Annotated in this window: 26 protein-coding genes and 1 tRNA gene; 19 read left to right on the plus strand and 8 right to left on the minus strand. The window is 50.2% G+C overall.

The genetic code is table 11. From position 1 onward, the window contains the following. The first annotated feature begins 83 nt into the window (after window positions 1-83). The 12 genes from ACXX82_RS14835 (at window position 84) to ACXX82_RS14890 (ending at window position 12,289) form a co-directional block, all read left to right on the plus strand. On the plus strand, window positions 84-1,307 hold the full coding sequence (locus ACXX82_RS14835) for an ABC transporter substrate-binding protein (protein WP_322236038.1): 1,224 nt from the start codon (window positions 84-86) through the stop codon (window positions 1,305-1,307). Between the two features lie 65 nt (window positions 1,308-1,372). Then, a complete protein-coding gene (locus ACXX82_RS14840) occupies window positions 1,373-2,698 on the plus strand; it encodes an acyclic terpene utilization AtuA family protein (RefSeq protein ID WP_458563174.1) in 1,326 nt (441 codons plus the stop codon). Further along, complete coding sequence (locus tag ACXX82_RS14845) at window positions 2,695-3,009, plus strand: AtuA-related protein (protein ID WP_322236042.1); 315 nt, start codon at window positions 2,695-2,697, stop codon at window positions 3,007-3,009. Before ACXX82_RS14840 ends, ACXX82_RS14845 begins: the two co-directional genes overlap by 4 nt. 143 nt (window positions 3,010-3,152) lie before the next feature. Next, on the plus strand, window positions 3,153-4,064 hold the full coding sequence (locus ACXX82_RS14850) for a crotonase/enoyl-CoA hydratase family protein (protein ID WP_322236044.1): 912 nt from the start codon (window positions 3,153-3,155) through the stop codon (window positions 4,062-4,064). Between the two features lies 1 nt (window position 4,065). Next, on the plus strand, window positions 4,066-5,100 hold the full coding sequence (locus tag ACXX82_RS14855) for a phosphotransferase family protein (protein WP_458563175.1): 1,035 nt from the start codon (window positions 4,066-4,068) through the stop codon (window positions 5,098-5,100). Next, entirely contained in the window at window positions 5,100-6,395 is a 1,296-nt protein-coding gene (locus ACXX82_RS14860; RefSeq protein ID WP_458564003.1) for an acyl-CoA dehydrogenase family protein, read from the plus strand. The genes ACXX82_RS14855 and ACXX82_RS14860 overlap by 1 nt, the downstream gene beginning before the upstream one ends. Further along, window positions 6,392-8,026: a class I adenylate-forming enzyme family protein gene (locus tag ACXX82_RS14865; protein WP_458563176.1), complete on the plus strand. Its 1,635-nt coding sequence runs from the start codon at window positions 6,392-6,394 to the stop codon at window positions 8,024-8,026. Before ACXX82_RS14860 ends, ACXX82_RS14865 begins: the two co-directional genes overlap by 4 nt. A 32-nt stretch (window positions 8,027-8,058) precedes the next feature. Continuing rightward, window positions 8,059-8,559 carry a MaoC family dehydratase gene (locus ACXX82_RS14870; protein ID WP_323505721.1) on the plus strand — a complete coding sequence of 167 codons (501 nt, stop codon included), beginning with the start codon at window positions 8,059-8,061 and terminating at the stop codon, window positions 8,557-8,559. A 17-nt stretch (window positions 8,560-8,576) separates the two neighbouring features. Beyond that, entirely contained in the window at window positions 8,577-9,371 is a 795-nt protein-coding gene (locus ACXX82_RS14875; protein WP_322236051.1) for an enoyl-CoA hydratase/isomerase family protein, read from the plus strand. Between the two features lie 39 nt (window positions 9,372-9,410). Further along, a complete protein-coding gene (locus ACXX82_RS14880; protein ID WP_458563177.1) occupies window positions 9,411-10,265 on the plus strand; it encodes a 3-hydroxybutyryl-CoA dehydrogenase in 855 nt (284 codons plus the stop codon). Window positions 10,266-10,460: 195 nt separating this feature from the next. Next, on the plus strand, window positions 10,461-11,435 hold the full coding sequence (locus ACXX82_RS14885; RefSeq protein ID WP_458563178.1) for an NADPH:quinone oxidoreductase family protein: 975 nt from the start codon (window positions 10,461-10,463) through the stop codon (window positions 11,433-11,435). Window positions 11,436-11,497: 62 nt separating this feature from the next. Beyond that, window positions 11,498-12,289 (plus strand): SDR family NAD(P)-dependent oxidoreductase, encoded by a 792-nt coding sequence (locus ACXX82_RS14890; RefSeq protein WP_458563179.1) that lies wholly within the window; start codon window positions 11,498-11,500, stop codon window positions 12,287-12,289. A 213-nt stretch (window positions 12,290-12,502) separates the two neighbouring features. On the opposite strand, the gene ACXX82_RS14895 is transcribed toward ACXX82_RS14890, so the two are convergent. The 4 genes from ACXX82_RS14895 to ACXX82_RS14910 form a co-directional block, all read right to left on the minus strand. Beyond that, a complete protein-coding gene (locus tag ACXX82_RS14895; RefSeq protein WP_322236059.1) occupies window positions 12,503-13,726 on the minus strand; it encodes an ABC transporter substrate-binding protein in 1,224 nt (407 codons plus the stop codon). 681 nt (window positions 13,727-14,407) lie between these two features. After that, window positions 14,408-14,674 (minus strand): hypothetical protein, encoded by a 267-nt coding sequence (locus ACXX82_RS14900; protein WP_322236061.1) that lies wholly within the window; start codon window positions 14,672-14,674, stop codon window positions 14,408-14,410. 599 nt (window positions 14,675-15,273) lie between these two features. Next, entirely contained in the window at window positions 15,274-15,618 is a 345-nt protein-coding gene (locus tag ACXX82_RS14905) for a hypothetical protein (protein ID WP_322236063.1), read from the minus strand. Window positions 15,619-15,907: 289 nt separating this feature from the next. Then, window positions 15,908-16,669, minus strand: coding sequence for a substrate-binding domain-containing protein (locus ACXX82_RS14910; protein ID WP_322240471.1), 762 nt, complete (start codon window positions 16,667-16,669; stop codon window positions 15,908-15,910). Window positions 16,670-17,588: 919 nt separating this feature from the next. Between ACXX82_RS14910 and ACXX82_RS14915 the strand changes: the two genes are divergently transcribed. From ACXX82_RS14915 to ACXX82_RS14945, 7 genes are all read left to right on the plus strand, one after another. Next, window positions 17,589-17,885 carry a hypothetical protein gene (locus ACXX82_RS14915; RefSeq protein ID WP_323505717.1) on the plus strand — a complete coding sequence of 99 codons (297 nt, stop codon included), beginning with the start codon at window positions 17,589-17,591 and terminating at the stop codon, window positions 17,883-17,885. 33 nt (window positions 17,886-17,918) lie between these two features. Next, on the plus strand, window positions 17,919-18,698 hold the full coding sequence (locus tag ACXX82_RS14920) for a tyrosine-type recombinase/integrase (protein WP_458563180.1): 780 nt from the start codon (window positions 17,919-17,921) through the stop codon (window positions 18,696-18,698). 131 nt (window positions 18,699-18,829) lie between these two features. After that, a complete protein-coding gene (locus ACXX82_RS14925; RefSeq protein ID WP_322236071.1) occupies window positions 18,830-19,108 on the plus strand; it encodes a type II toxin-antitoxin system RelE/ParE family toxin in 279 nt (92 codons plus the stop codon). A 12-nt stretch (window positions 19,109-19,120) separates the two neighbouring features. Next, window positions 19,121-19,447, plus strand: coding sequence for a HigA family addiction module antitoxin (locus tag ACXX82_RS14930; protein ID WP_322236073.1), 327 nt, complete (start codon window positions 19,121-19,123; stop codon window positions 19,445-19,447). A 111-nt stretch (window positions 19,448-19,558) separates the two neighbouring features. Beyond that, a complete protein-coding gene (locus ACXX82_RS14935; protein WP_458563181.1) occupies window positions 19,559-19,801 on the plus strand; it encodes a hypothetical protein in 243 nt (80 codons plus the stop codon). Beyond that, entirely contained in the window at window positions 19,765-20,373 is a 609-nt protein-coding gene (locus ACXX82_RS14940; RefSeq protein ID WP_458563182.1) for a type I restriction-modification enzyme R subunit C-terminal domain-containing protein, read from the plus strand. The genes ACXX82_RS14935 and ACXX82_RS14940 overlap by 37 nt, the downstream gene beginning before the upstream one ends. A gap of 62 nt (window positions 20,374-20,435) precedes the next feature. Beyond that, a complete protein-coding gene (locus ACXX82_RS14945) occupies window positions 20,436-21,077 on the plus strand; it encodes a GIY-YIG nuclease family protein (protein WP_458563183.1) in 642 nt (213 codons plus the stop codon). Between the two features lie 160 nt (window positions 21,078-21,237). Here the strand turns inward: ACXX82_RS14945 and ACXX82_RS14950 are convergent. From ACXX82_RS14950 to ACXX82_RS14965, 4 genes are all read right to left on the minus strand, one after another. Further along, a tRNA-Ile gene (locus ACXX82_RS14950) sits at window positions 21,238-21,316 on the minus strand. A gap of 151 nt (window positions 21,317-21,467) precedes the next feature. Beyond that, window positions 21,468-24,032 (minus strand): RNA polymerase sigma factor RpoD, encoded by a 2,565-nt coding sequence (gene rpoD / locus ACXX82_RS14955; RefSeq protein WP_416186810.1) that lies wholly within the window; start codon window positions 24,030-24,032, stop codon window positions 21,468-21,470. A 373-nt stretch (window positions 24,033-24,405) separates the two neighbouring features. After that, on the minus strand, window positions 24,406-26,202 hold the full coding sequence (dnaG, locus tag ACXX82_RS14960) for a DNA primase (protein WP_458563184.1): 1,797 nt from the start codon (window positions 26,200-26,202) through the stop codon (window positions 24,406-24,408). Window positions 26,203-26,260: 58 nt separating this feature from the next. Further along, window positions 26,261-26,713, minus strand: coding sequence for a GatB/YqeY domain-containing protein (locus ACXX82_RS14965; RefSeq protein ID WP_322236085.1), 453 nt, complete (start codon window positions 26,711-26,713; stop codon window positions 26,261-26,263). Window positions 26,714-26,927: the final 214 nt, after the last annotated feature.

The raw sequence follows: 26,927 nt of genomic DNA on the forward strand, positions 1-26,927 counted from the left end.
TCGTAAGAGATTCTGCGGTGTTGGGATAGCAGCAAACTGGTCGGTGGTAACTAAAATAATTCAATAAATCACAGGAGAGAGACATGAAGGCATTTAAACGCGTCGCAGGCGTTGCGCTATTAGCTGGTACTTCGGTGTTTGGACAAATGGCATTTGCCGCCGACCCAATTAAAATCGGCGCCATTAATCCCTACAGCGGTCCTCAAGCGTTGTATGGAACCGAAGTGACGCGTGGGTACGAATTGGCAGTAGATGAAGCCAATGCCGCCGGTGGTGTATTTGGCAGAAAGATCGTATTGGTACGCGGTGACGCCGCTAATCCTCAGCAGGGCATTGCCTCCGTAGAGCAATTAGCCAACAAAGAAAAGGTCGACATGTTTGTCGGCACCTACACCAGCGCGGTCTCCAATGCCGCCAGTGATGCCGCGATGCGGTATAACAAACTGTATTGGGAAACAAACGCGTTGGTCGATAGCCTGACCGAGCGCGGCTTGCCCAACTTTATTCGCTCCGGCGCTTACGGCAGCACGTTTGCAAATGGCGCGGCAGATACCGTCCGTGACCTGATTGCGCCCAGGCTTAAAAAGGATGTGAAGGACGTCACCGTCTGGATCGAGCACGAGGATTCGATTTATGGTTCTTCAGTGGCCAAAGAGCAAAAGCGCTTGCTCGAAGCAATGGGCGCAAAAATTGTCGGCGTTGGTGTTCATGCGTCCACTTCGATCGACCTGAATGATACTGTGCTGCGGGCTAAACAGGCACGTCCCGATGTGTTCATCGAAACCGGCTACGTACCGGATGCCAACTTGCTGCTACGCACGGCACGTGACCAAGGCTTCAAACCGCCTGCCATGGTGTTTGTCGGCACGGGTGATACACCGGAAACGTTGGCGTCAGTCGGTGCAGCTTCCCTCGAAGGCGTGCTAGTGGTGAATTACACGCGTAGCGACGTGGCCGAAAGTTTTGGTCCGGGTGGCAGAGCTTATTTAGCGGCGTATCGCGCAAAGTACAAGTCAGATCCCGTCGCGCCGCAGGGAATGAACGCCTATGTCGGCATGCAAATATTGTTCGAAGCGCTTAAAGAAGCAGGCAGCACCGACATGGAAAAGGTACGTGCAGTGGCTGCCAAAATGGATAAACCGTTAGGCAGCTATCCAACCGGTTCTGGTATCAAATTTGACAAAAATTTCCAAAATACACGTGTGGTGACGACCACCGTTCAGTGGCAAAAAGGGAATGTGGTCACGGTATTTCCTAAGAAAGCCGTCATGTCTGGCGTGGTCCTTGAAAACTTGGCGCGCAACTAGAAGATTGCTAAGTTATGAATAATCAGAAATATAAAGCAGGAATACTAAGTGGGGAAACTGAGACGATGAAAAATCAAAACACAGTGGTGTGCAGTATCGGCGCAGGCGCTGGTTTCGCTGGTGATCGCATCGATCCGGCGGTGGCGTTAGCCGCTTCTGGCAAAGTCGACACCGTGGTGCTGGAGTGTCTGGCGGAGCGCACGTTAGTACCGGCTCTCAAGGCACGTGCTGATAATCCGCGCGCAGGTGCTGATCCGCGCCTGCGCCGCCGCTTGACCCCGCTGTTACCTGTTGCCGTGGCCAACAAGTGCCGTATCGTATCGAATCTGGGTGCCGCCAACCCACGCGCAGCGGGTGATGCCATTGCCAGACTGGCGGCTGAACTGGGTTGTCGCGGGGTGCGCGTAGCAGCCGTTCACGGTGATGACGTGCTCCATCTGCAAAATAACATTGCATGGGTCAGGCCGGTAGAGGGCAAGTTACTTGGCGCACACGTTTATCTCGGCAGCGGTGCACTGGCCGAAGCGCTAGATAATGGTGCTGATGTCGTGGTGAGTGGACGGGTGGCAGATTCTGCTCTATTTGCAGCAGCAGCTTTGCGGCATTTGAATCCGGGACCTGCGGCACTTGCCGGTGCGATTGCTGTTGGTCATTTGCTGGAATGTGGTGGTCAACTGACTGGTGGTAACTACGATCCGGTCGGCCAAAAACTGCTCTCCGCAGCGGATTACGCAAGGCTTGGCTATCCGCTTGCGCATATCTACGCCGACGGCAGCGCCGACATCACAATTCTGGACAATGCGCCGGGCATACTTGATGCGGAAACCTGCACGCTACAATTATTTTACGAAGTCCATGATCCGGCACGTTACGCCACGCCCGACCTGATCATCGATTTCACCGGTATTCGTTTTGAGCAGATAGGCAAAAATCGCGTACACATGTCCGGTGCTCGCTCACTGGGACCGCCGCCCACCTTGAAGGTCGCCGGTTTTCTAGAGTTGCCCGGTTACATTGCGGATGCTGAAATTGGATTTGCAGGGACCGGTGCGATGATGCGCGCGCAACGTGCTGCGGAAACCTTACGACTACGCTTATCGGATTGGAAGGATGCAGATATTGCGATTGATTTGGTCGGTGTCAACTCAGTGTTGCGGGCGGGGTCACTTGCAACATTATCGGATCCGGCCGAATTGCGGGTGCATGTCTCCGCACGTTGTGCCGATCTGGAAATCGCGCAAATCATCGAAGATGAAATCTACGCGTTAACATTATCTGGTCCTGCCGGAGGATGTAGCGTACGTAGCGAGCGCCGCCCGCGCATTGAAGTGTTGGATGGTTTTATCGCTCACGATCTGGTGCGACCAGAAATTGAATGGAGTCAATCATGAGAGTTGGTGATATTGCGACCGGCCGCGCCGGAGACAAAGGGAACGTCCTGGACCTGACACTCGTTGCCCGCGATGAAGCGGCGTACGCCATCCTGACGCGCGTTCTGACGGCAGAGTTTGTTGGCACGGCGCTTAACCGTGTCGTTCCAGGACCAACGGTGCGTTACGAAATTCCCGGACTGCGCGCACTTAAATATGTCTCGGATGAGGCACTCGCTGGTGGCGTTTATGCCTCGCTACGTCCAGGATTACATTGGCAAAAAGCGGCGATCTGGTTGCTGCTCGATTTGGATATACATGTTAGCGAATAATAATCCTAATAGTAATCCGTCTAAGCCTTCATCAGACCGCAAAAAAGAACAGAAAATAACCGCATGATGGCGTGATAATAAAAAATAGCTTGATAAAAATGACCGACATAGAGTCAACCCCAGGATAAGAGATCGGAGACGCAATGCAATACAGCACTATCGCTTATCGGGTGGAAAATGCGATCCTGACGCTCACTCTGAATCGCCCGGATCGCCTCAATGCGTTCACGGTAACGATGGCGGACGAACTGATCCATGCGCTTGATCGGGCCAGTGAAGATGATGCTGTGCGGGCAATTGTAGTCACAGGAGCGGGGCGTGCATTTTGTGCCGGTATGGATTTGGATGCATCCGTTGATGTTGGTAATGACGATGCTGATAGCAATAAAAATAACGTTTTCGGCCTCAACGAAGCGCTGCATCCAACCTTGCAAAGTCTGGAGGAGAACTTCGATGATCCTCTCGTAGTGAATGGTGTGCGTGATACCGGCGGCCGTGTGGTGTTGGCAATCTTTGACTGCAAAAAGCCGATAATTGCAGCTATTAATGGTGCGGCAGTCGGAGTTGGTGCAACGTTGACACTAGCCATGGATATACGCATCGCCTCAGATAAAGCACGTTTTGCCTTTCCATTTGGCAAGCTCGGGATTGTACCCGATGCCTGTTCAAGCTGGTTTCTCCCGCGGATTGTCGGTTTGGCCAAAGCGCTTGAGTGGACCTACACTGCGGAGATGATCGACGCGCAGGAAGCGCTGAACTGTGGATTGATAAAAGCCGTCGTGCCGCAGGAAAAATTGCTGGAAGAGGCATACGTTATTGCACAAAAAATCAGCACCGATCGTTCGCCGGTCTCGGTCGCACTGATACGGCAAATGATGTATCGCAATTCAGCAGAACCGCATCCGATGCAAGCGCACAAGATCGAGTCGCTGGGTATTTTCTATACTAGTCAAGCGGATGGTAAGGAAGGTGTCGCTGCCTTCCGTGAAAAGCGACCTCCTCATTTCAAGGCGGCATCCTCCGAGATGCCGTCATTCTATCCCTGGTGGAAATAATATGGACTTTGAACCAGCTCGTCTGGAAGCATTTTTGAAGAATGCAATTCCTGCGTTGGAAGGTGATATGACGCTGGAACGCATCGGCGGCGGCCAGTCCAACCCGACCTATTTTGTCAATTTTTCCAACCGCTCGTTGGTGCTGCGCAAGCAACCGGCGTCGAGTTTGTTGCCATCCGCGCATGCGGTAGATCGTGAGTATCGGATTATGCAGGCGTTGTTTGGCACGGATGTACCAGTCCCAAAAATGGTGTTGTTCCATGCTGAGCGCGACGTAGTTGGCACGCCGTTTTACATCATGGAGCGATTGCAGGGCAGAATTTTTCCTGACTATGCACTGCCGGGGATGGTGCCTTCTGAACGGCACGCCATCTATATGGCGATGGCCGAGGCCATGGCACGCTTGCACAAAGTTGACTGGGCAGCGATTGGGTTGACCGATTACGGACGTCAGGGCAGCTATTTCACACGCCAGATTGCGCGTTGGACCAAGCAATGGCAGATGTCCAAGACGCGTGAAAATGCGGACGTTGAGCAGTTGATCGTCTGGTTACAAAAAAATATCCCTGATGAAATAGAGACAACGATCAGCCACGGTGATTTTCGGCTTGGGAATCTGATGTTTCATCCAACCGAGCCACGTGTGATGGGGGTGCTTGACTGGGAACTCTCGACCTTGGGCCATCCGTTGGCCGATGTGGCTTTCAACTGCATTGCTTACCGTACAGTGCCGTCCGAATATGGCGGCATTCTGGGGCTGGATCATGCCGCGATGGGGATTCCATCGGAAGTTGAATATTTACAACATTATTATCTCCATAGCGGGCGCCGCGATGGCCTCACTGCGTTCCATTTTGCTTTCGCATTATTTCGTCTTGCGGTAATTTTTGAAGGCATTGCGGCGCGCGCGCTTAGTGGCAATGCCGAGGCTGACAACGCACTTGAAGTTGGAGAGTTAAGTGTTGCTTTCGCCCATCGCGCAGTGGAATTTATTAACGGCACATCGCAACCTTCACCTAAAGGAAATTCCGCATGATGAATTTTGAATATTCGGAGAAAGTCACCGCACTACAGATTCGCGTGCGCGACTTCATGGAGCGCCACGTTATTCCCGCAAATACCGATTGGCATCATCAGGCTGACCAAGGCATATTTCCTATCGAATTAATGGAAAGGCTCAAGGTATTGGCGAAGACTGAAGGTTTGTGGAATTTTTTTCTACCGGGGCTGCGGGAGGATGAGCCGGGCACACGTCTGACCAATCTGGAATATGCACCGCTGGCAGAAGCTATGGGCCGGATTCCGTGGGCGGCTGAAGTGTTTAACTGCAATGCGCCCGATACCGGCAACATGGAGATGTTGCATCTATGCGCGACACCAGAGCAATCGCGACAATGGTTGCGGCCAATGCTGGAGGGACAGATTCGCTCGTCATTTTCGATGACCGAGCCAGAAGTTGCATCCTCTGACGCCACCAATATTCAAACCACTATTCGTCGCGACGGTGATCACTACGTTATCAACGGGCGCAAATGGTTCACCAGCGGTGCTTTGCATCCATTATGCAAAATGACCATTGTTATGGGCGTGTCCGATGAAAGTCCGGACGCAGCCAAGCATCGACGTCATTCCATGTTGGTGGTGCCGCTTGATACGCCCGGCATGCAGATTCTCCGTAATGTTGCCATCATGAATCATTTGGCACCGGAAGGTCATTGCGAAATTGTATTTAAAGACGCACGGGTTCCGCTGACAGCGCTGCTGGGTGACGAGGGCGGTGGTTTTGCATTGGCGCAAGCGCGCCTGGGGCCCGGTCGAATTCATCATTGCATGCGCACTATCGGACAATGTGAACTGGCATTGGAAATGATGTGTGAGCGTGCCTTGGAACGACGTACTTTTGGCAAGCATCTGGCCGATTACGCCAACATTCAGGATTGGATCGCCGAATCACGGCTCGAAATCGATCAGGCCCGTTTGCTGGTTCTGCGCGCCGCATCGATTATTGACCGCTTCGGCAATCAGGCGGGACGCGTCGATGTGTCAGCGATTAAAATCGTCGCGGCACGATTACAGACGCGGGTTCTGGACCGCGCGATTCAGGTTTTTGGCGCAATGGGCATGACGCCTGACACACCGCTTGCATTCTTGTGGACATGGGGCCGAGCGATGCGTTTCATCGATGGGCCGGATGAGGTACATTTGCGTGTAGTAGCGAAGAATGAATTGGCCAAAGCAAAGGCAAATATGGGCAGCACCAAAGCTTATTTTACTTTGCCACAGCGCAGCGATAGCATCACACCAGATCAAAACAAGGATCACTTGAAATGAAACAATGGGACGATACCTGGCCTGCCACGCGACTGGAAACACATTTTGACGGGCGCGTGGTGCGCTGTTTTGTTGAGCGTCCAAAAAGTGTATACGCGATGCTGGATGATGCTGTGCAGCGCAATCCCAACGGAGATGCCATGGTGTGCGGCGCAGACCGCATTACGTGGAAGGGTCTACGCGATTCATCAGCGCGCTTAGCGACAGGTCTGGCAAGTCGTGGTATTGGTGTCGGCGATCGCGTGGCGATGCTGATTGGAAACCGTAACGAATTCGTCATCAGCTTATTTGCCATCGCCCGTCTCGGCGCCATCGCGGTTCCGCTCAGTATCCGCGAGCAGACTCCCGGGCTTGCTTATATGCTCAATGATTGCTCAGCAAGCCTCATCGTGCATGACGCCGAATTGGGTGAACGGCTGCCAGTCAGCGCTGACGTGCCATCACTGAAGACTCGCGTGTCAATCGGCCATTGCAGTGGATCTGAAGAATTCGCATCTTTGATGACCGCTTCGTCGAAAGAACTGCCAGCCAAAGTTAACGAAGAAGACGTCGTTGCGATCCTGTATACCTCCGGTACCACCGGTAAGCCGAAAGGTGCCGCCCTGACGCATCTTGGCGTTGTGCATTCTGGCATGCATCTTCAGACCGCAATGGGATTGACGATATACGACACTGCCGTGGCATCCGTGCCGCTAAGTCACGTCACCGGCCTGATTGCACTGGTCGCGACGATGGTGCGCTGCGCTGGAAAACTGGTCATCATGCCGAGTTTTAGAGCGACTGATTTTCTCGCGCTGGCAGCGCGTGAACGCATGACCTACACGCTGATGGTTCCAGCGATGTATAACCTGTGCTTACTGCAACCCGATTTTGAACGCCATGATATTTCCTCGTGGCGGGTGGGCGGATACGGTGGTGCGCCAATGCCGCTGGCGACCATCTCCAGCCTCGCCCAAAAAATACCAAGCCTGACCCTGATGAATTGCTACGGCTCTACGGAAACCACATCGCCTTCCACGTTAATGCCGCAGGGAGAAACTGCCGCCCATAACGACACCGTTGGCCGTGCTCTGGCGTGTGTTGAAATGGCGATTTTCGATGAATCCGGGTGTGAGGTCGAACCGGGTGTGTTGGGCGAAATATGGATCAAAGGGCCGATGGTGGTAAAAGGATATTGGAACAATCCAAGTGCCACCGCTGACAATTTTACTGGTGGATTCTGGCATTCTGGCGATATCGGCTCCATCGGTTCGGACGGTTATATCAAGGTAGCCGACCGGATGAAAGACATGATCAATCGCGGCGGTTATAAGATATATACCATCGAAGTTGAGAACGTCCTTTACCAACATCCCGCTGTGCTGGAATGCGCGGTAGTTGCTAAGCCTTGCCCGGTGTTGGGCGAGCGTGTGCACGCATTCGTGACGTTGCGCCAACCTGATACGCTTGCCGATGGTTTGTTACAAGCTCTCACGACATACTGCGCGGAACGTTTGTCCGACTACAAAGTGCCAGAAAGTTTTACGCTCTCAGAATCACCGTTGCCGCGCAATGCCAACGGAAAACTACTCAAACGCGCGCTGCGCGATCAGGCCAGCGCGCTGTTGCCAACCCCCAAAGCGCACCAATAATGACAGCGTCGGACACCATCAAGGAAATCCCCATGTCGGAATCAATCATTCCACAATCAACCATTCTGCAACCCGATATCGGTACGCTGGCACTTCTCCGCACGCACATAGGAAGTGAGATTTTTGTCTCCGATTGGGTGCTGATGTCACAAAGCCGCATCAATCAATTCGCGGAGGCGACGGGCGATTTTCAGTGGATTCATGTCGATGTTGCCCGAGCAAAAAAAGAGTCGCCGTTTGGCTGTACCATCGCGCATGGTTTTCTGACGCTATCGTTGCTCGGCAAGTTTTATCAGGACAATTTTGAGTTGCCGTTCTGCGAGATGGGGATTAACTATGGTCTGAACAAGGTTCGTTTTACAAATCCGGTGCGGGTCGACAGTCGGGTTCGCGGTCGATTTTTGCTCAGCAGCGTCGCGGATATCCCCGGTGGCATCCAGATTGTCTTGACGGCAACGATTGAGATCGAAGGTGACGCCAAACCAGCCTGCATCGCTGAGTCGGTGGTACGCCAATATTTCACCAAAACCTAAAAATCAGGAACACAGCCATGAGCAATAGCGACGCAACCATTTTGTTTCATGTAGAAGATCAGATTGCCAACATTCGTTTCAATCGACCATCGGCCCTGAATGCGCTTGATCGCACTATGGCCGAAGGCTTGCTAACGATTTGCAAGAGTATCAAGGCTAGCCAAGATATTGGGGTCGTTGTCATTAGCGGAGAAGGGCGTGCGTTTATGGCAGGCGGCGATCTGGATTATTTTAAAGCTGATCTGGCCGCCGCTGCACAAGCAGCGCCAACCGTCATTGATCCGTTGCACGAAGCATTGTCGATTTTAACCAATCTGCCGCAACTCGTGATTGCCAGTGTGCACGGTGCAGTGGCGGGCGCGGGCGTCAGTCTTGCGCTGGCTTGTGACCTGTCAATTGCTGCAGAAGGCACGCGGTTTAACCTGGCATATTCCAAGATCGGTGCGAGTCCGGACGGATCGGCCTCGTGGTCGTTACCGCGCATGGTCGGCTTGCACAAGGCGCTTGAACTGACACTGTTGGCCGAGACCTTTGACGCAGCAGAAGCGCAGCGTCTTGGCATGATTAGTCGCGTGGTTCCAGCGGCGGCGCTGGCTGCCGAAACAGAAGCGCTGGCGCAACGTCTTGCATCGGGACCGGCATTCGCCTTTGCGAAGACTAAACAATTAATGCGCGCATCATTTGCGCGCACAATGGAAGACCAAATGCTGGCCGAGCGCGAATCCTTTATCGCGTGCGCTAAATCAGCAGATTTTGTTGAAGGCGTCAGCGCATTTTTTGACAAACGTCCGCCGCGCTTTACCGGAAACTGATTGCTCTACAATAGTTAAATTTAATTGAGGAAAGCAGCAATGCGCAAAATCAACACAGTCGGCGTTATCGGTGCAGGGATCATGGGCAACGGGATTGCGCAGTCATGCGCTATGGTGGGCATACCGGTTGTCATGTTAGACATTAGTGAGGTAGCAGTACAAAAGGGCCTAGTAAAAATAGGCAATAGTCTGGACCGACTGATCAAAAACAATACACTCACCTTGGCGCAAAAAGACGCTGTGATAGCGTTGATCACGGGTACGACTGATATCAATGCGTTTAAGACCGTTGATCTGGTAATTGAAGCCGCTACTGAAAATCAGGCGCTCAAGATAAAACTCTTGAAAGAAGTGGACGCTGTCATCGGTGAAGAGGTGATTCTTGCCACTAATACTTCATCGATTTCCATCACAAAACTGGCCGCGGCGACCAAGCGTTCGGATAGAGTGATTGGCATGCACTTCTTCAATCCGGTCCCATTGATGGATTTGGTCGAGTTGATACGCGGACTTCAAACCAGTGACGCCACGCATGCAAAAGTGGAAGCGTTCGCCAAACAATTGAACAAAAGCCCCATCACGGTGCGGAACAATCCCGGCTTCGTAGTTAACCGGATTCTATGTCCGATGATCAATGAGGCGATCTTTGTTCTCGCTGAAGGATTGGCCACTGCCGAAGCAATCGATAACGGTATGAAGCTTGGATGCCATCATCCAATCGGCCCGCTGGCATTAGCCGACATGATTGGTCTGGATACGTTGTTAGCCGTAATGGAAGTGCTGTATGAAGGATTTAACGATTCCAAATATCGGCCCGCACCACTGTTGAAAGAGATGGTCGCGGCTGGCTACCTAGGGCGCAAATCTGGACGTGGATTTTTTACGTATTCTTGATGCGGTCGATTGAAATTAACTAAAAGGTATTGCGTGGACGTCGTTGTCGACATTTGGTGCTTAACCACCAATTTGGCATTGAACGCCATGTTCGAACAATCATCAGCGTGATAAATCGTCACTTTCACAAATTGGCAGGCGCGCTGGCGCAAGATAGATTGCCGAGTTTGAGAACTTATTCAGGAGAGTGTGACAATGAGAGCAGTACGATGTCATCAATATGGGCCGCCCGAAATGTTGGTGGTCGAAGATATTCCATCGCTAATCCCCGATGCTGGTCGGGTGATTATCAGCGTAAAGGCGGCTGGTGTGAATTTTCCGGATTCACTGATTATTCAGAATAAATATCAAATCAAAACCTCACTACCGTTTTCGCCGGGTGGTGAGTTGGCTGGTGTGATCAAATCGGTTGGCAGTGGCGTCACCAAATTCGTGGTGGGCCAGTCGGTGATCGCATTCTCTGGTTGGGGTGCGTTTGCGGAAGAGATTGCGATAAGTCAAGATAGCCTGATTCCGATGCCAGCCGAGATGTCCCACGAGATTGCAGGGACTTTTTTGATGACTTATGGTACGGCGTATCACGCGCTGAAAGATCGGGCCCAACTTGCTAAAGGTGAGACGGTGCTGATTTTTGGCGCTGCCGGTGGCATTGGCATTGCGGCTATCGAGATTGCCAAAGCGCTGGGCGCTAGAGTGATCGCCGCCGCATCGTCTGCCGAAAAACTGGCAGTTTGTAAAGCACACGGCGCGGATGAATGCATTAATTACCTCACGGAAAATCTGCGCGAGCGGCTCAAAGTACTGACTGATGGGCGTGGCATTGATGTCGTGTGCGATCCGGTCGGTGGCGCATACAGCGAACAGGCAATCCGCAGCATGGCGTGGCGTGGACGGTTTTTGGTGGTCGGTTTTGCAGATGGCGAAATACCCAAAATTCCACTCAATTTACCGTTGCTGAAAGGCTGTTCGATTTTAGGCGTTTTTTGGGGTGATTTTATCCGCAGAGAACCAGAAAATCTGGAGGCCGATTTAACCGAACTGGTATCGCTTTATCGACAGAAAAAAATCAAGCCATTGGTATCGGCACGTTATCCACTTGAAGGTGTCTGCGATGCGCTGAATGCGATGATGCAACGCAAGGTGAGCGGAAAAATCGTCATCATTCCATAGCACTTGCAACATTGGCACAAAATGCCATCCGTTAGTTGTCCTGCATTGTTGAGAGAAACCCTATGTTGACGAATCGAAGAGTCGTACTTATTACCGGTGGCGCGACTGGCGTGGGCGCGGCGGTCGCGAGGTTACTCGCCAGCCGACATTACAATGTGATGATTAACTATAGCCGCAGCAGCGAAGCCGCCGCTGGCGTGGTTGAAGACTGTCTGGCCCTTGGCGCGGATGCCGTCGCAGTGCAAGGCGATGTGTCCAATGACAATGACTGCAACGCATTGGCGTTACAAGCGATGGCGCGTTGGGGGCGTATTGACGCGCTGGTCAGCAGCGCGGGTACGACCCAGTTTATCCCGATGGCGGATCTGGACGCTGTGACCACTGCCGACTTTGAGCGTGTGTATGCGGTCAACACGATTGGACCATTTCAGATGGCCCGTGCGGTCAAAAAGTATATGCAACCTGGCAGTGCGATTGTGAACGTCTCATCGGTCGCTGGCGTTACTGGCAGCGGTAGTTCTTTACCTTATGTATTATCCAAGGCCGCATTAAACATGCTGACCGTTGCGCTGGCGCGCACGCTCGCTCCGGCTATCCGCGTCAATGCCGTATTGCCCGGGTTGATCGAGGGACGATGGATGCGCGATGGTCTGGGTGACGAGGCCTATGAGCGCGTGAAAGGGGAATTTGCCGCCGTCGCTTTACTGGGAAAAGTCAGCACGCCAGAGCAAATTGCCAGCGCTATTTGCTGGTTGCTTGAGCCGGATTCAGTTGTCACTGGTCAGCTCATTACGGTAGATGGTGGATTTACTTTAGGACGGCCGCCATCAGCGGCAGGACAGTCGATGAAATAAAGAAGGTGGCATTTTTAAAGCGCCTGTGTGGCGCTTTTTTGATGACCATTTTATGGCAATACAACTTTAAAAATTGATGCCACGAATGGCGCGTTACATAAAGTAAACGCCAACGTATTGAAAAATAAATACCCACGTGTTGTAAAACGCGTTCGAATCAATACGAGGTGCCGCTAGCATCGTTCAACGGCCCCCCGATTCATCATTCTATTATCAATTTCTTGCCAGATTCTGAAGAACAACGCCAGGCGCTACAGCCTTTTCTGGGAAGACTGTCACCATCTTGCCCGACTGCCATTGTCCGGTGGTGGGAGAGGCTCGCATATTTTGGAAATTTTTGTCGAATTTGATGCCGAAGCCGGTTGCATAGCTTCCTAGCGGTTTATCCATATTTGCAGCGGCAAGACGGACTTTTTCGAGATCAATGCTGTTCGCTGCTTTAATTGTGTCGAACAACATTTGAAGGCCAACATAGCCTGCCATACTTTGGGGTGCGATGGGATCACTTTTAAACTTGGCGCGATAGGCGGTGAGAAATGCTTTAGCACCGGGGCCAAAGCTTTCAATGACATCGTTGCGCGGCCATCCAACCACCAACAAGCCTTCCAAGGAAGTGCCGCCCAAAGACGCCAGCGTTTCGGCAGTATCACCCGTTCCGACGTATAGCATCGCAGCGGGCTTGAATCCTTGATCACGCGCCGTGCGTAGTAGCAGATTGCCATCCGGGACATAGCCAGTTTCGATGAACACATCAGGATTGGCCTGTTTGGCACGCAGGATCGTATCGTTCATATCAATCGAACGGGACGCATGCGCGCCCACGCCCACAATTTTTGCGCCTAACGCCTCCAGCATGCGCTTCTGTGAGATTGCAATTGACGTTCCGTAAATCGAATCCTCATGTTCGATCCATACCTTCAGATCTTTGACATTTTTTTTCAATGCAGGCGCGATCAAATCCTTCACCGTATCGACAGTGCCAGCAGCGAAGCTGAGTGCGTAAGTGCCGGAACGTATAAAGTTCGGCAAGCCGCGTTCTGTCAGATTTTGCGCCACCGCACCGGTATCCCAATAGAGCTTGTTATAGCGACTTGCCGCATCGCTTGCTGCGTTGGAGACCGCGCTAATGTAAGTGCCAGAAAACATATCAACGTTATCGTTGGTCACTAGCTGCTCGACAGCGGCAATCCCTTGCTGCGGATTGGCGGCATCGCCACGCACCAATGCCACTTTGCGGCCAAGCAATCCGCCACTCGCATTAACCTGATCCACCGCTAGTTCATAACCGCGTGTCATCTCAACGCCGTACAAAGCGAGTGGACCGCTAAAGGGATTGATAACGCCAATCTTGATCGGTTCGGCTGCAAAGAGGGCGGGTGATAATCCAGCCGCGCCCGCTATCAGGGCGATACTGGTAATCTTTTTTATTACATGCATGTTGGTCTCCGGGACTTATTTTTTATATTTTATTTTTATGCTTTAGTTTGCGTGCTACAGACATTTTTTTATTTATCCATCCATGTGATGACCTCTTTCTTTTTCGCGATTATTTTTTTAGGGCAGGTACTTACAGGGTTTCTTTTTTAATGTGTTATTTTCGCATTCTCGAAATCTGTTATGAGATTTTTTAATGTGCTTTAGTATGACCCGACATTGAAAACTTATGTGCATAAGTTGAGCAACAATGCGCTATCAACCGAAAAGCTTTTGCTGGTTGGATTGATGGTAAATTATCGTTTAGTTTTTTGCGCCAACTTCACGTCACGCAGACTTTTCTATTTGATTTTTTCTTGTTCCATCCAAGAAATTCATTCAATTTTTTTTATCTATTTTTTTATTTGTTTTTTGATTTTTTGATTTTTTGATTTTTTTAATAATATTTTTTGAAAGCATGTCCGCTTTCAACGTGAGTAAAAATCATCCTAAGGAAAAAACGCGATGCCGACGAAGCTATCAGTAGTTTTTATTCCCGCCTTATGATGCGATGCCAGGCTTTATGGTCGGTGCGTGGCAAATCCAGCAATGCATCTCTGCGGAACGATTACCAATTGAAGCAGTTAATTGAATCAGTGAATTGAAGTTGGTGGCGACTACCAAAAGAGTCGTCGCCATCATTCATCATTCGCTTCTGCGTAAAGTTAAATCACGTTTATTGTGGCGTCGCGGAGATATGGGAGGACAGTTCAGTCCCTGTCTGAAGCGGCTATCAAGTCTATTGATATGCCGTGCAGCGGTGTCGGCCAGCATCTGCGATGACGTGAGAGCAAGGCGCAACAAACGCTCGGTGGCAATTATATCGAGTGTCGGCATGGTGTCGGTGCCACGATCCGCGTTGCTGACCTGCGTGACGTCAATACAGGTTTGAATGCCATGACAGACATCCATCGTCAGAGCATAAAATTGTGCCGACTCATTAGTTTGGATGCGCTGGTAACCATGAAAATGCGTGATGGAATGCTTCGGGTTCTGGAGGTGGCGACGATGTTGTTATGGTCGCGCCTCACGACTAGAAGTCGCTTGGCAGGCAAGTCGCTTGATGAATTGTATTTGAGGGAGAGTCGGGGAAATAATGGTGTTGAGCATTGTTGCTTTCTTTGTCCGGTTGAACCGCTCCCGCTGTCAGGCGGGTGGGGGGCAAATAACAGGGTTGACAGACCGACGTACAAGATCCTCGGCAGGCCGAAGCCTCCCTGCCACTGCCGCCCATGAAAGGTGCAACAACGGTTTACACACATAAAAAGACCGCTATGCGCGGTTTGTGCGTTTTGTACGTTCGAGCTGTCAAACCCGTTCCCCTTTTTTCGGGGACCTATAAACGATAGCGGAGATTTCCGATAAGCATAATCTTTTAAATAAAAAGCAAGATTTAACTTACGTAAATACCTAGGCAATTTCGGAGAAGGACGCACAAATGCAGGCGACCGAATCATTCCCGTTGCCTGCAAAAGTTGCTTCTGTTATACGACATCGACTACGACGACAATTTACTTACCAATTTGTCGGCTGACGCCATTCTCTTGCTGGTTCAACACTGATTGTTCGGCTTTGGTGATGTGACCGCCATTTTGCCGGGACATATCACGTTCTTCTTGTCGAATCGCATGGTCATCCTTGTGCAAGGTTCTGGCCTGACCTTTGGTTATCTGACCATCTTTGACTTCAGTCTTGATACGATTGTTTTGATTGTTCAGCCGATTATTGACCTGTTCCCGGCGTGGATGATTTTTTTGCCACGTTGTCTCAGCCATTACACTACCGGCTGCGCTGGCAAAAACCGTGACAAGTGCAGTGAGTATGATGGCTTTACCTGAGCGATTGCGCGTAAACATAATGTGTCCCCTAATTTAGGTGCAGTATTTGGCGTTAATATTGATGGGTGCTACGTGACATTAACGTTGGTGCTCTTTATTCGGCTGACGATACAAATTGTTTTTGTCGTAACGAATTGTTTCTGCAATCGCTTTCGATCTCTGCTGTCTCTCTTTGGTAGTGCCGAGTGTGGGGATATAAATTGTTGTCAGGTGGAGCGAGACGGTGTGCATCACCACTGTCAACATGCTAGCCATTATCAGACCCAGTTATGGCCCATTGAGCTGATAATAGACTAGTGGGAGGCGATTACTTTGGATCGAGTCCACTCTTGATGACATCGGCGCGCGCTTCTGGCGAGGCAAGGTAACGAATCAATGCGCGGGCGGCTTCCGGATGTTTGGCACCGACTGGAATGCCGGCTGAGAAGGTGGTGATACTTTGCACCTGCTCCGGGATCTTGCCGACAAATTCGATGCCCTGCACCGGCAGAATCTCGCTCACCTGCTGGAAGCCTAGTTCGTATTCACCGCTGGCCACTAATGAACCGACCGGGGTTTTCTCAATCATGTGTGCTTTCGGAATGATCTGTTTTTCAATACCCAGTTTCTTGAATAGTTCGGCCTCAATGTAGACGCCACTGGCGCTATCGGAATACGCGATTGATTTTGCATGGATCAACACCGACTTAAACTTCTCCACTGTGCTAATGTCCGGCTTGGCACTGCCTGCTTTGACCGCCATGCCAATGCGGGAGTCGGCCAGATCAACGCGGCTATCTGCCATCACTTTACCCTGTTTGATCAGATCGCCCAATGCATACCCTACCATGATCACGACGTCAGCCGGTTCGCCACGCGCCAGACGGGTGGGGATTGCCTCCGGCGCTTTGCCCATTGATGGCCCCCACGCGGTCGTCAGCGTGTTGCCGCTAGCCGCTTCATATTTAGGTTGGAGTGCTTTATAAGCAGCGGTAAAGCCACCTGAATTCATGACATTGAGTTCATCGGCTTGGGTCGCGCCAGAGCACAAGGCCAGGCTGAGCGTGCCGAGAATGAATAGCTTTGGCATGATTTGTTTAATACGCATAATCTTTGACTCCTGCTTTTTTTAGATATCGAATGGGTTTTGCCGAGTCATTATCGCGAACGTGATTGATAAAGTAAATTCGCTCAGTTTTAATGCGTAGAGCGCATCAATAAAAAGAGCCCTCCACGATTATGGCAATCGTCGCGGCCAGTTTTTTCGATCGTCTGATACAACTTGTCTGTCGCAGGCGAAAGCGCGGGACCATGGCGTTTAATCAGCCCAGCGGTCCGATTCACAAACCACACCGCAAACCTTTTCAAATCGGCTCAAAATCGATCCTCGATACCTTGATTCTATCGATGGAAGGCCATAAGAACTGTCGAATAATTTACAGTCGGATGTGTGAGCCGCCATGAAAGCCATCTCTCTTCATGATTAATATAAGATTTTTTTCTTCGGCATTTTGGCGCTCTACAGCTTAAAACCTGTGGTGGCTGCATGGAGGATGTATTTGGATCAACTGGCCCAGCCATGGGGGGATGAAGAAAGCTGAAAGAAAAAAGGGTTACGAGCCGAAGCCCGTAACCCTCTGATTGCATTGCCTAATTCTGGTGGCCCCCCGCAGAGTCGAACTGCGCACCAACGGATTATGAGTCCGAGAAATAATGTGTTTATCGGTGTTGATTGATAATCCTAAAAAATACAATTTATATAAATCAATGACTTAGTAAAATTACAGTGTTGATTTTTGTTAATCGATATTGCTTGATATACTCCAAATCGGGTTACATGGCGGTTACATGGTTTACATGGGAGTGTTTGAGGGATGGCAAAGGTAAATTTTACGGCTGGTCGGGTAGCTGATTTTGAATGTGATTCTGGCAAAAGCCAATGTTTCCTTTGGGACACGTCTGCACCGGGTTTGGGCCTGCGAGTAACAGCGAATGGTGCAAAAGCATTCATGTTTCAAGCCAAGTTGAATGGCCAAGCGATGCGTATAACAATCGGCTCGCCTTCCATCTGGACCATAGAAGCCGCAAAAATCGAATCTCGCCGTCTGAAGGTCATTATTGACAACGGCCAAGACCCGCGCCAAGTGAAAACTGACGGGCTGGTCGCAGCGCAAGTAATCCGTGATGTTCAGGAAGCCAAAAAAACAGCCGCCGCTACACTAGCAGCCAAAAACTCAACTACTTTTAAACAGGTATGGGATATTTACCTGCAAGAACGAAAACCTCATTGGGGCGAGCGTCATTAACTAGACCACCTTAATAAGATTGCTGCTGGTGGCTTGCCTTCGCTGCGGGGAACCCGTGGTCTTGGCGTAACGATAGCTGGGCCGTTGCACTACTTTTCTGCAATGCCATTAAATAATGTTGATACCGAAATAGTGGAAGCATGGGCCAAGCTGGAAGGCAAGGTCCGTCCCACTTCGGCACGGCTTGCGTGGCGTATGTTGAAAGTATTTTTTCAGTGGTGCTACGAAAGCAAGACCTACCGCGACCTAATTCAACCGCAGAACCCCGCTAAGACAAAGAAGAGCGGTGAGGCTTTAGGGAAGGCCAAGGCAAAACGAGACGACCTGGAAGCGGCACAGCTTCAGGGGTGGTTCGATGCCGTCCAAAAACTGGGCAACCCAACCATCAGCGCCTATCTGCAAACCTTGCTTCGGTCCGGTGCCCGTCCCGGTGAAGTACTGGAAATGAGGTGGGAGGATATTAACTGGCGCTGGGAGTCTATCGTTATCCGAGACAAAATGGACGGGGAGCGGACCATACCATTAACTCCTTTTGTCGCCCATCTGTTAGCGGCATTGCCAAGGCGAAACGATTACGTTTTCTCAAGCGCATTAGAAGAGGTAGCTATCATCGCCAAACCACATTTACCGCATAAGCTGGCGTGCGATGCTGCCGGGCTACAAGGCCTGACCTTACATGGTTTGCGGCGTTCGTTTGCGAGCCTTGCTGAACAGACCGAAGCCCCGGGGGGTGGCTGCACAGATTCAAGGCCACAAACCCCAGAGCGCCAGAGAGAAAAGTTACATCGTTCGACCAATGGATTTTTTACGTAAATGGCATTTCATTATCGAAGCAATAATTTTAAAGCAGGCTGGAATCGACTTTGTTCCCGAGCAATCAGGTTTGTGCATGATAAAAGGTTGATTGATATTGATGCGTGTAACGTTACGCACTACAATAGCGTATGATTAAGACATTCCAGCACAAGGGCTTGAAGGCCTTTTTCGAAACCGGGAGCATGGCTGGCATTCAAGCGACGCACGCCCCGCGACTAGCCGCCATGTTGCGCCGTCTGAATGAATTGCCCGATGCGTCAGGTATGAATTTGCCGGGCTGGGGATTGCACCCATTACGAGGCGACCTTAAGGGCCATTTTTCGGTAAAGGTCAACGCAAACTGGCGCATGACATTCAAGTTTGATGGCACGGACGCCGTACTGGTCGATTATCAAGACTATCACTGAGGAGAATTTACTATGGCACGCATGTTTAACCCGCCACATCCTGGATTAACTTTACGCGATGACGTATTACCGGCGCTCGGTTTGTCGGTGACTGAGGCCGCGCAACAACTCGACGTAAACCGCGTCTCACTCTCCCGCGTGCTCAATGGGCGCGCTGCAATTTCGCCAGAGATGGCCTTGCGTATTGAGGCATGGCTTGGAGTGGACCGTGGCGGCGATGCCCGCATATGGCTGGCAGAACAAAGCGCCTATGACATGTGGCAAGCCGAGCAGCGGTTTAAGGCTGTACCGATGCATGTTCAGCCTGCACCGACGATAAGCATGCCTGACGCCGCCTGACGTTAGGCAAATAGTTTAAAGCGCCAGTCTATCCCGACGGGGAGACAAACCGGAAACCTTCACCGGCCTGACTGGTGCCCCATTTAATGAAGGCGCTTGAAGGAGCGCAGCATGAGTGAAAATTTACTTGCTATTCCAATATGCATTCCCATAGCGTCAGACATTAAAGCACATTTGCATAAGGCTTTTGACGAACTTACTCCTGTGTTGGCCGCCAGAGTGGAGCAAGCATTTAAAGCGGTCGTTCTCGATTCACAGTTAGATGAATTAACGAGTGATGAACGGAAAAAACGGGATATTTCCACGTCACCATCGCCATGCTTGAGAACGCCCGTAAGAAATTGCGCACCTTAGTCAAATTGATTGAAAAGGGCAAAAAGAACATCGTATACACAGATTTTCGAGATGAATTTGGTGAGGATACAGCGATTACGTTGCCGGGTATCAGTACAGGTATGAACTTCGCTAAGTTCAAGGAAAAAGCCCGGCAGTTTCTGAGGGTGCATGAAAGTCACCTGTCTTTGCAGCGCCTGCGTCGCAACCAACCGCTGACGTCTTCCGACCTTGAAGAGCTGGGACGCATGCTGGAGGATGCCGGTGGTTCCGCCGATTTGATTCAACAGGCAACAGAACAAAGCCAGGGGCTTGGTATCTTTATTCGTTCTCTCGTTGGGTTAGACCGTGAGACTGCTAAGCAGGCATTCAGCCAGTTCGTGGTGGGTACTACTGTCACCGCCAGTCAGTTGGAGTTCATTAACCTCATTGTGCAATATCTGACGGAAAACGGAGTAATGGATGCGGCACGGCTGTATGAGTCTCCGTTCACTGATATCAGCTTGCAAGGGCCCGAGGCATTGTTCTTGCCAATGCGCGTGACGGAGATGGTACTTAAACTCGATGAGATAAGGAAACGTGCCATAGCCTAAATTAGCGTTCAGCAACAGATTAATCTATAGGCAAAACATGAGACAGGCAAAAGACGGAAATTATGGCAGAAAATAGCAATCAAATTGTGTATGTACTCACAAATCCTGCAATGGTTGGATTGGTAAAAATCGGAAAAACGTCTCAGTTTGAGGTCGAAGAGCGGATGAAGCAGCTTTATGGGACCGGGGTGCCAGTTCCTTTTGAGTGCGCGTTCGCCTGCCAAGTTAAAGACGCGAGCGAGGTCGAGAAGGCATTGCATTACGCTTTTGGTAAAACACGCATCAATCCGAGCAGAGAGTTTTTTAGAATAGAGCCAGACAGGGTGATAGCCGTTTTGAAACTACTTAAGGTCGATGACATAACTGTTCAATTTGAACAACAGTTGACTAAAGAATTGGACGCTGTTGATAAGCAGTCCGGGCAAAATCTAAAAAATACGAAACGTCCCTTCATGAATTTCCACGCCCTTGGTATTCCAGACGGCTCTGTTCTGGTTTCAAAGGACGGTGCCATGCAAGTAACCGTCGCCGGTGAACGGAAAGTGAACTTTGAGGGCGCTGTATGTTCATTAATAGTGCCCACAAGAAAATTACTAAATTTAGCCTTAGATTACCCAATTCAGCCGTCCCCATATTGGACATTCAACGGAAGCACAGTTAAAGAAATTTATGAAGCATTTCATAATGAATCAAATAACGACTAGGCCAAGCCAGGCTGTGCGTTGTTAGCGGCTCTATATCTGTGAAGGTGTGGTCATTCCCTAAATCGGGTTACACAGCGGTTACATGGAACGATAAAGCAAGCAGGGAAGAAAAAGGGTCACCAGCCGAAGCTCGTAACCCTTTAATTTTACTATCTAATTCTGGTGGCCCCCCGCAGAGTCGAACTGCGCACCAACGGATTATGAGTCCGCTGCTCTAACCAAGCATGAGCTAGGGGGCCGATTTCCTACTTAAACTATTATTGCTGCCGGTATTCGCTGGCACTATTGATTTATAAGCGGATCAGCATTGTAGAAGAATTTAGCTCTTGATAGCAACTATTGTTGAAGATTGCTACGCAAGAATATCAATGCAAGAACCGCTTAATGTTTTTAGTTGCCTTCGAGGAAGCTCTTCAGCTTGTCGGAACGCGAAGGATGACGCAGTTTGCGTAATGCCTTGGCTTCTATTTGACGGATACGCTCACGTGTAACGTCAAATTGTTTGCCGACTTCTTCTAGCGTGTGATCTGTCGACATTTCAATGCCGAAACGCATGCGCAGCACTTTGGCTTCGCGTGGTGTCAGTGAATCGAGAATGTCTTTGACCACGCCGCGCATTGATGCATGCAATGCAGCGTCGGCTGGTGCCAGCGTATTGTTATCTTCGATGAAATCGCCCAGATGTGAATCATCGTCATCGCCGATCGGTGTTTCCATCGAAATCGGCTCTTTGGCGATCTTCATGATCTTGCGGATCTTGTCCTCTGGCATTTCCATCTTGATCGCTAATGTTGCCGGATCTGGCTCAGCGCCGGTTTCCTGCAAAATTTGACGAGAAATACGGTTCATTTTGTTGATCGTTTCGATCATGTGAACCGGAATTCGGATGGTACGTGCCTGGTCGGCGATCGAGCGAGTGATCGCTTGACGGATCCACCAGGTTGCATATGTCGAGAATTTATAACCGCGACGGTATTCAAATTTGTCTACGGCCTTCATCAGTCCGATGTTGCCTTCCTGGATCAGATCCAGAAACTGCAAACCACGGTTGGTATATTTCTTTGCAATCGAAATCACGAGGCGCAAGTTAGCCTCAGTCATTTCGCGCTTAGCCATACGCGCTTTTTTCTCGCCAGCGCCCATCTTTTTGTTGATGCCGCGCAGATCCGGCAGTGGCAACACGACGCGCGCTTGCAGGTCTATCAGGCGTTGTTGTAATTCTTTGACTGCTGGGACGTTGCGGCTCAATACAACGCTGTATGGATGATTGCCGTTGACTTCACCATCAACCCAGTCCAGATTGGTTTCGTTGCCTGGAAATACTTTGATGAAGTGTAGGCGCGGCATGTCGCATTTGTTGACTGCGACGTCCAGAATTTGACGCTCAATCTTGCGAACTTCATCCACCTGACCACGCAACGTATCGCACAGTTTTTCTACAACTTTGGCCGTAAAACGAATCCCAAGAAGCTCGTGCGAGATGATCTCTTGCGCTTTGGTGTATGGTTTTGAGTTGTAGCCATCTTTTTCGAAGGCTTTACGCATTTTGTCGAATTGGGTCGAGATGGTTTCGAACTTGGCCAGCGCATCGCGCTTTAACTGCTCAAGTTGTTCTGCCGAGAATCCTGCAGCACCGGAGTTGCTGTTGGCTTCTTCCTCTTCCGCTTCTTCTTCGTCTTCTTCTTCGTCTTCTTCTTCGTTTTCGTCGTCAGCAGTTACGGCGGCGGCGGTAGTGACCGCTTCGTCTGTTGCGTTCAGGTCAACAAGTCCGTCAACGATTTCATCGATCTTTATTTCGTCTTTTGAAATTCTGTCAGCAGCAAGAATGATTTCCGCGATCGTGGTTGGACACGCCGAAATTGCCTGAATCATATCTTTCAGGCCGTCTTCGATACGTTTGGCGATTTCGATTTCGCCTTCGCGCGTCAGCAATTCAACCGAACCCATTTCCCGCATGTACATGCGGACCGGGTCGGTAGTACGACCGAAGTCTGAGTCCACGGTTGAAAGTGCGGCTTCTGCTGCTGCTTCTGCTTCATCATCGCTGGTAACGGTTGCGACGTTATCGGACAAAAGCAGGGTTTCGGCGTCTGGAGCGTGCTCCGAAACCGCAATACCCATGTCGCTGAACGTGCCAATGATGCCTTCAATCGCTTCCGGGTCAATGATGTTTTCAGGCAAATGATCGTTGATTTCTGAATAAGTCAGGAAGCCACGTTCCTTACCCATTTTAATCAGCGTCTTGAGCTTTTGACGACGTGCTTCGAGTTCTTCTTCAGAGGCTTCAGTGTCTGAGGAGAAAGCGTCTTTCAGGAGCGCTTTTTCTTTGGCTTTCCGATCCTTCGCTTTGGCCTTGTCGACGGCTTTAAGTTCGGCGCGCTCGACCGCATTCAGCGCGGCGATTTCGTCGTTCTCTGGCTGAAATTCTTTCGGCTTGCGACCACGACGACCCGGCACTTTAACCGAAGGTAAAATGTAGCTGGACGTGTCAATCGCGGCAAGAGTCGCGGCATCGGTAGTCTGACTGACGCCCGATCCGATCATTACGCTCATGTCCTTCGGGACAACTACTACGACTACTTCAGCGGCAGCAATGTTTTTAGGCGACTTGACGACTTTGAGTAAGGGTTTCTTGTTTGGCACAGGGGCTTTCGATTTCACAGATACTGGCTTCGCAACAGTACTTGATGCACTTTTTTTCGTGGGCGTTGCAGCCGCCTTGGAAACTGCCTTTGGAGCAGCTTTGACGGCTACTTTAGGCGCTAGTTTTTTGGTATCAGGGCCAGCAACTTTCTGACCCGGCGATTTTCCTGCCGTTTTACTAAGCGACTTGATAGCGGTCGTTTCGGTGGGTTTTACAATTGAAGAATGCGCGGCTGATTTTTTTGCCGTCGGCTTCACTATCTTGGTTGAAATTGTCTGGGTTTTCGCGGGTTTCTTCATTGCGTTCGCCATGGAATCATTTACCAAACTGGTTACACTAATTTGCGCGATGCTTTGTGATACTTTGCTTAGGCCTAGTCAATCTTTTAACTTACACGCATTATTGACTTTACATAAATCGCCAATTATTAACTATTGCGTATTTGCGCACCAATCTTCAACTTTATTATTAACACTTCAAAACATTCCATCTCTATAATTCTTTGTCTGCGCTTATTGCATGATGTATTGCACGTTAAGACAGTGAATCCAAAGCCTTCTATTATAACATATGGAGGGACACTTCTCCAATTCAAGAGCATCGCTATATGATCTATAATTTGATGACTTATAGCGGTTAACGTTCCATTCGCCTGTTTGCGGATGTTGTTTTTAAAGCTGCATGTTAACGCTGTGCCAGTTCGGCTTCGGCTTTGCGACGCAAATGCTCTTTCTTTAAAGTTAACTCTTGATAACGTTTCCGCTCGTCATCTGTTCCTTGCCACGTTGCTGCTAATTGATTAAGTTCTTCTGTAATAGTCTTCATTTTGGTCTGATGAATGGCGTCGGTTAATTCCATCCGGGCTGTTTCAATTTCAGATTCCGCTTGAGCTGCTATTTCGGCAATCAGGGATTCGAATTCCGCACCGCCTTCACGTAAATGTTCGGCAAGCGAGGCAAAATTTGCTTGTGCGCCCATTGTGCGGCTGGCTTCAATCAGTTGCGCTAACATTTCTGCACGGTCTGGCGCAAAGTTTGCCACTGCTTCCAATGCCGATTCGTCTAACTCAGATGTCAATGACGGATGCGCCACCATCAATCGAATTATCTGTCTTTCAATTCCTACCGGTGCAGGGCGATTGCCGCGCGGTGGTGCCTGGCGCGCACGGGCAATCGGTTTCACCAATTCGAATAACGATTCGATTTCGGCTGCGGTTGACTGCGTTAACTGTGCTAACCCACGAACAATCTGCAATCTGAGGGAAGAGGGCGGCATAATTTGCAGCAGCGGCTTGGCATCAAACTGCGCACGCGCACGCCCCTCAGAAGTAGTCAAGTCCGCTTCAGCGGTGACTTCATTGAGTAAGAATTGCGACAAAGGCATGGCGTCATGGATTTGTCGCTCAAACGCTTCAGCACCTAATTCACGTACGTAGCTGTCTGGATCATGTTCTTTTGGTAAAAATAAGAACTTAATAATCTTGTTGTCGCTGGCGTGCGGCAAGCAGGCGTCGAGCGCCCGTCGTGCGGCACGGCGTCCGGCACCATCTCCATCAAAACTGAAAATAACCTGATCGGTCTGCCTTAATAGCTTGTGGACATGTGTAGGAGTGCAAGCAGTTCCTAGGGTGGCCACTGCTTGCGGAAAACCTAATTGCGCCAACGCAACTACGTCCATATAACCTTCCGTCACTAATACATAACCAGCATCGCGAATGGCTTGTCGTGCCTCAAATAAGCCGTATAACTCATTACCCTTCTGAAATAGGGGTGTTTCCGGCGAATTCAAGTATTTCGGCTCTCCGTTACCCATGACGCGACCACCAAAGCCGATGACCTGACCTTTGGTGTTGCGAATTGGAAACATGATGCGATCACGAAAGCGATCATAACGTTTGCGGTTATTGCCTTCTTCGTCGGTTCGGTCGATAACCAATCCGGATTCGACGAGGGCGGTGACTTCGTAATCAGGGAAAACGGTGCGCAAGCTATCCCAGTTGTCTATTGAGTAACCCAATCCAAACTTGGCGGCAATTTCGCCGGTTAATCCACGGCCTTTTAAATAGGCAACGGCGTTTGGAGCCGAGCGCAAATTTTGTCGATAGAAGTCGCAGGCAATCGTCATGGCTTCAGATAAGGCCAGACTTTGGGCCTGATAAGCCGCACGTTGCGCCGGTGGAATCTTGTCGTCGCTTTCTGGCACGACCATGCCGACATTTTGGGCTAAATCCTTTACTGCTTCGACAAATCCAAGGCCGGAATACTCGATCAGAAACCCAATCGCCGTGCCATGTGCGCCACAGCCAAAGCAGTGATAAAACTGTTTGGTAGGGCTAACAGTAAAGCTCGGGGATTTTTCGTTGTGAAAAGGACACAAACCCATGAAGTTTGCGCCACCTTTCTTGAGCTGCACATAGCGACCCACCACGTCGACAATATCAACGCGGGTAAGTAGATCCTGAATAAAGGATTGTGGAATCACTGCGGCTAATCTTTTCCGAGTTGGTCGAGTTTTGGTCGAGTGCTAGTGTGGATCAAAATTAAGCTTTGGGAGATAACGCGACCTTCACGAGCGCGGACACCGCGGTAAGGTCAGCGCGACCGGCTAATTTTGGCTTTAAGATGGCCATCACTTTACCCATGTCTTGCGGTCCGGCAGCACCGCTGGCGCTAACGGCTGAGGCAACTTCGGCGTGAATTTCTGCGTCGGATAATCCTGCTGGCATATAGGCGACAAGGATAATGAGCTCCGCTTTTTCTATATCAGCTAAATCCTGACGATTTCCTGCTTCAAACTGGGTTATCGAGTCCTTGCGCTGCTTGATCATTTTTTCAATGATGGCGAGAACTTGTGTGTCGGTAACGGTAATCCGTTCATCGACTTCTTTTTGCTTTATGGCGGCAGTGATCAGGCGAATAGTGTTAAGTTTCGCTGCTTCTTTGGCGCGCATTGCGCCCTTCATGTCTTCGGTAATTTGTTCTTTAAGACCCATGTGATTCTCCAAGGTGAAATCAATAGACTTTTTCTGAACCTGCTGCGCTTGGCAGTGGTGACAATCCTCATGTACCCAGGCAACTAAACTATCGTTAGGCAGGATTCCGTGCGCATCGTTTTCACGAGGCTTTCTACGGTCCGGCAAGAAGTCTAATTAACAAGTCTAAAACAAGCCTAGTTAAATTAGGCTAAATAAGTAAGTCTGATAAATG

It is taken from the genome of Glaciimonas sp. GNP009 (assembly GCF_054343755.1).

Excerpts from the sequence above, each read along its gene's own strand:
- ACXX82_RS14835 (WP_322236038.1), top strand. The coding sequence starts at position 84 with ATGAAGGCATTTAAACGCGTCGCAGGCGTTGCGCTATTAGCTGGTACT.
- ACXX82_RS14840 (WP_458563174.1), top strand. The coding sequence starts at position 1,373 with ATGAAAAATCAAAACACAGTGGTGTGCAGTATCGGCGCAGGCGCTGGT.
- ACXX82_RS14845 (WP_322236042.1), top strand. The coding sequence starts at position 2,695 with ATGAGAGTTGGTGATATTGCGACCGGCCGCGCCGGAGACAAAGGGAAC.
- ACXX82_RS14850 (WP_322236044.1), top strand. The coding sequence starts at position 3,153 with ATGCAATACAGCACTATCGCTTATCGGGTGGAAAATGCGATCCTGACG.
- ACXX82_RS14855 (WP_458563175.1), top strand. The coding sequence starts at position 4,066 with ATGGACTTTGAACCAGCTCGTCTGGAAGCATTTTTGAAGAATGCAATT.
- ACXX82_RS14860 (WP_458564003.1), top strand. The coding sequence starts at position 5,100 with ATGAATTTTGAATATTCGGAGAAAGTCACCGCACTACAGATTCGCGTG.
- ACXX82_RS14865 (WP_458563176.1), top strand. The coding sequence starts at position 6,392 with ATGAAACAATGGGACGATACCTGGCCTGCCACGCGACTGGAAACACAT.
- ACXX82_RS14870 (WP_323505721.1), top strand. The coding sequence starts at position 8,059 with ATGTCGGAATCAATCATTCCACAATCAACCATTCTGCAACCCGATATC.
- ACXX82_RS14875 (WP_322236051.1), top strand. The coding sequence starts at position 8,577 with ATGAGCAATAGCGACGCAACCATTTTGTTTCATGTAGAAGATCAGATT.
- ACXX82_RS14880 (WP_458563177.1), top strand. The coding sequence starts at position 9,411 with ATGCGCAAAATCAACACAGTCGGCGTTATCGGTGCAGGGATCATGGGC.
- ACXX82_RS14885 (WP_458563178.1), top strand. The coding sequence starts at position 10,461 with ATGAGAGCAGTACGATGTCATCAATATGGGCCGCCCGAAATGTTGGTG.
- ACXX82_RS14890 (WP_458563179.1), top strand. The coding sequence starts at position 11,498 with ATGTTGACGAATCGAAGAGTCGTACTTATTACCGGTGGCGCGACTGGC.
- ACXX82_RS14895 (WP_322236059.1), bottom strand. The coding sequence starts at position 13,726 with ATGCATGTAATAAAAAAGATTACCAGTATCGCCCTGATAGCGGGCGCG.
- ACXX82_RS14900 (WP_322236061.1), bottom strand. The coding sequence starts at position 14,674 with ATGGATGTCTGTCATGGCATTCAAACCTGTATTGACGTCACGCAGGTC.
- ACXX82_RS14905 (WP_322236063.1), bottom strand. The coding sequence starts at position 15,618 with ATGTTTACGCGCAATCGCTCAGGTAAAGCCATCATACTCACTGCACTT.
- ACXX82_RS14910 (WP_322240471.1), bottom strand. The coding sequence starts at position 16,669 with ATGCCAAAGCTATTCATTCTCGGCACGCTCAGCCTGGCCTTGTGCTCT.
- ACXX82_RS14915 (WP_323505717.1), top strand. The coding sequence starts at position 17,589 with ATGTTTCAAGCCAAGTTGAATGGCCAAGCGATGCGTATAACAATCGGC.
- ACXX82_RS14925 (WP_322236071.1), top strand. The coding sequence starts at position 18,830 with ATGATTAAGACATTCCAGCACAAGGGCTTGAAGGCCTTTTTCGAAACC.
- ACXX82_RS14930 (WP_322236073.1), top strand. The coding sequence starts at position 19,121 with ATGGCACGCATGTTTAACCCGCCACATCCTGGATTAACTTTACGCGAT.
- ACXX82_RS14935 (WP_458563181.1), top strand. The coding sequence starts at position 19,559 with ATGAGTGAAAATTTACTTGCTATTCCAATATGCATTCCCATAGCGTCA.
- ACXX82_RS14940 (WP_458563182.1), top strand. The coding sequence starts at position 19,765 with ATGCTTGAGAACGCCCGTAAGAAATTGCGCACCTTAGTCAAATTGATT.
- ACXX82_RS14945 (WP_458563183.1), top strand. The coding sequence starts at position 20,436 with ATGGCAGAAAATAGCAATCAAATTGTGTATGTACTCACAAATCCTGCA.
- rpoD (WP_416186810.1), bottom strand. The coding sequence starts at position 24,032 with ATGGCGAACGCAATGAAGAAACCCGCGAAAACCCAGACAATTTCAACC.
- ACXX82_RS14965 (WP_322236085.1), bottom strand. The coding sequence starts at position 26,713 with ATGGGTCTTAAAGAACAAATTACCGAAGACATGAAGGGCGCAATGCGC.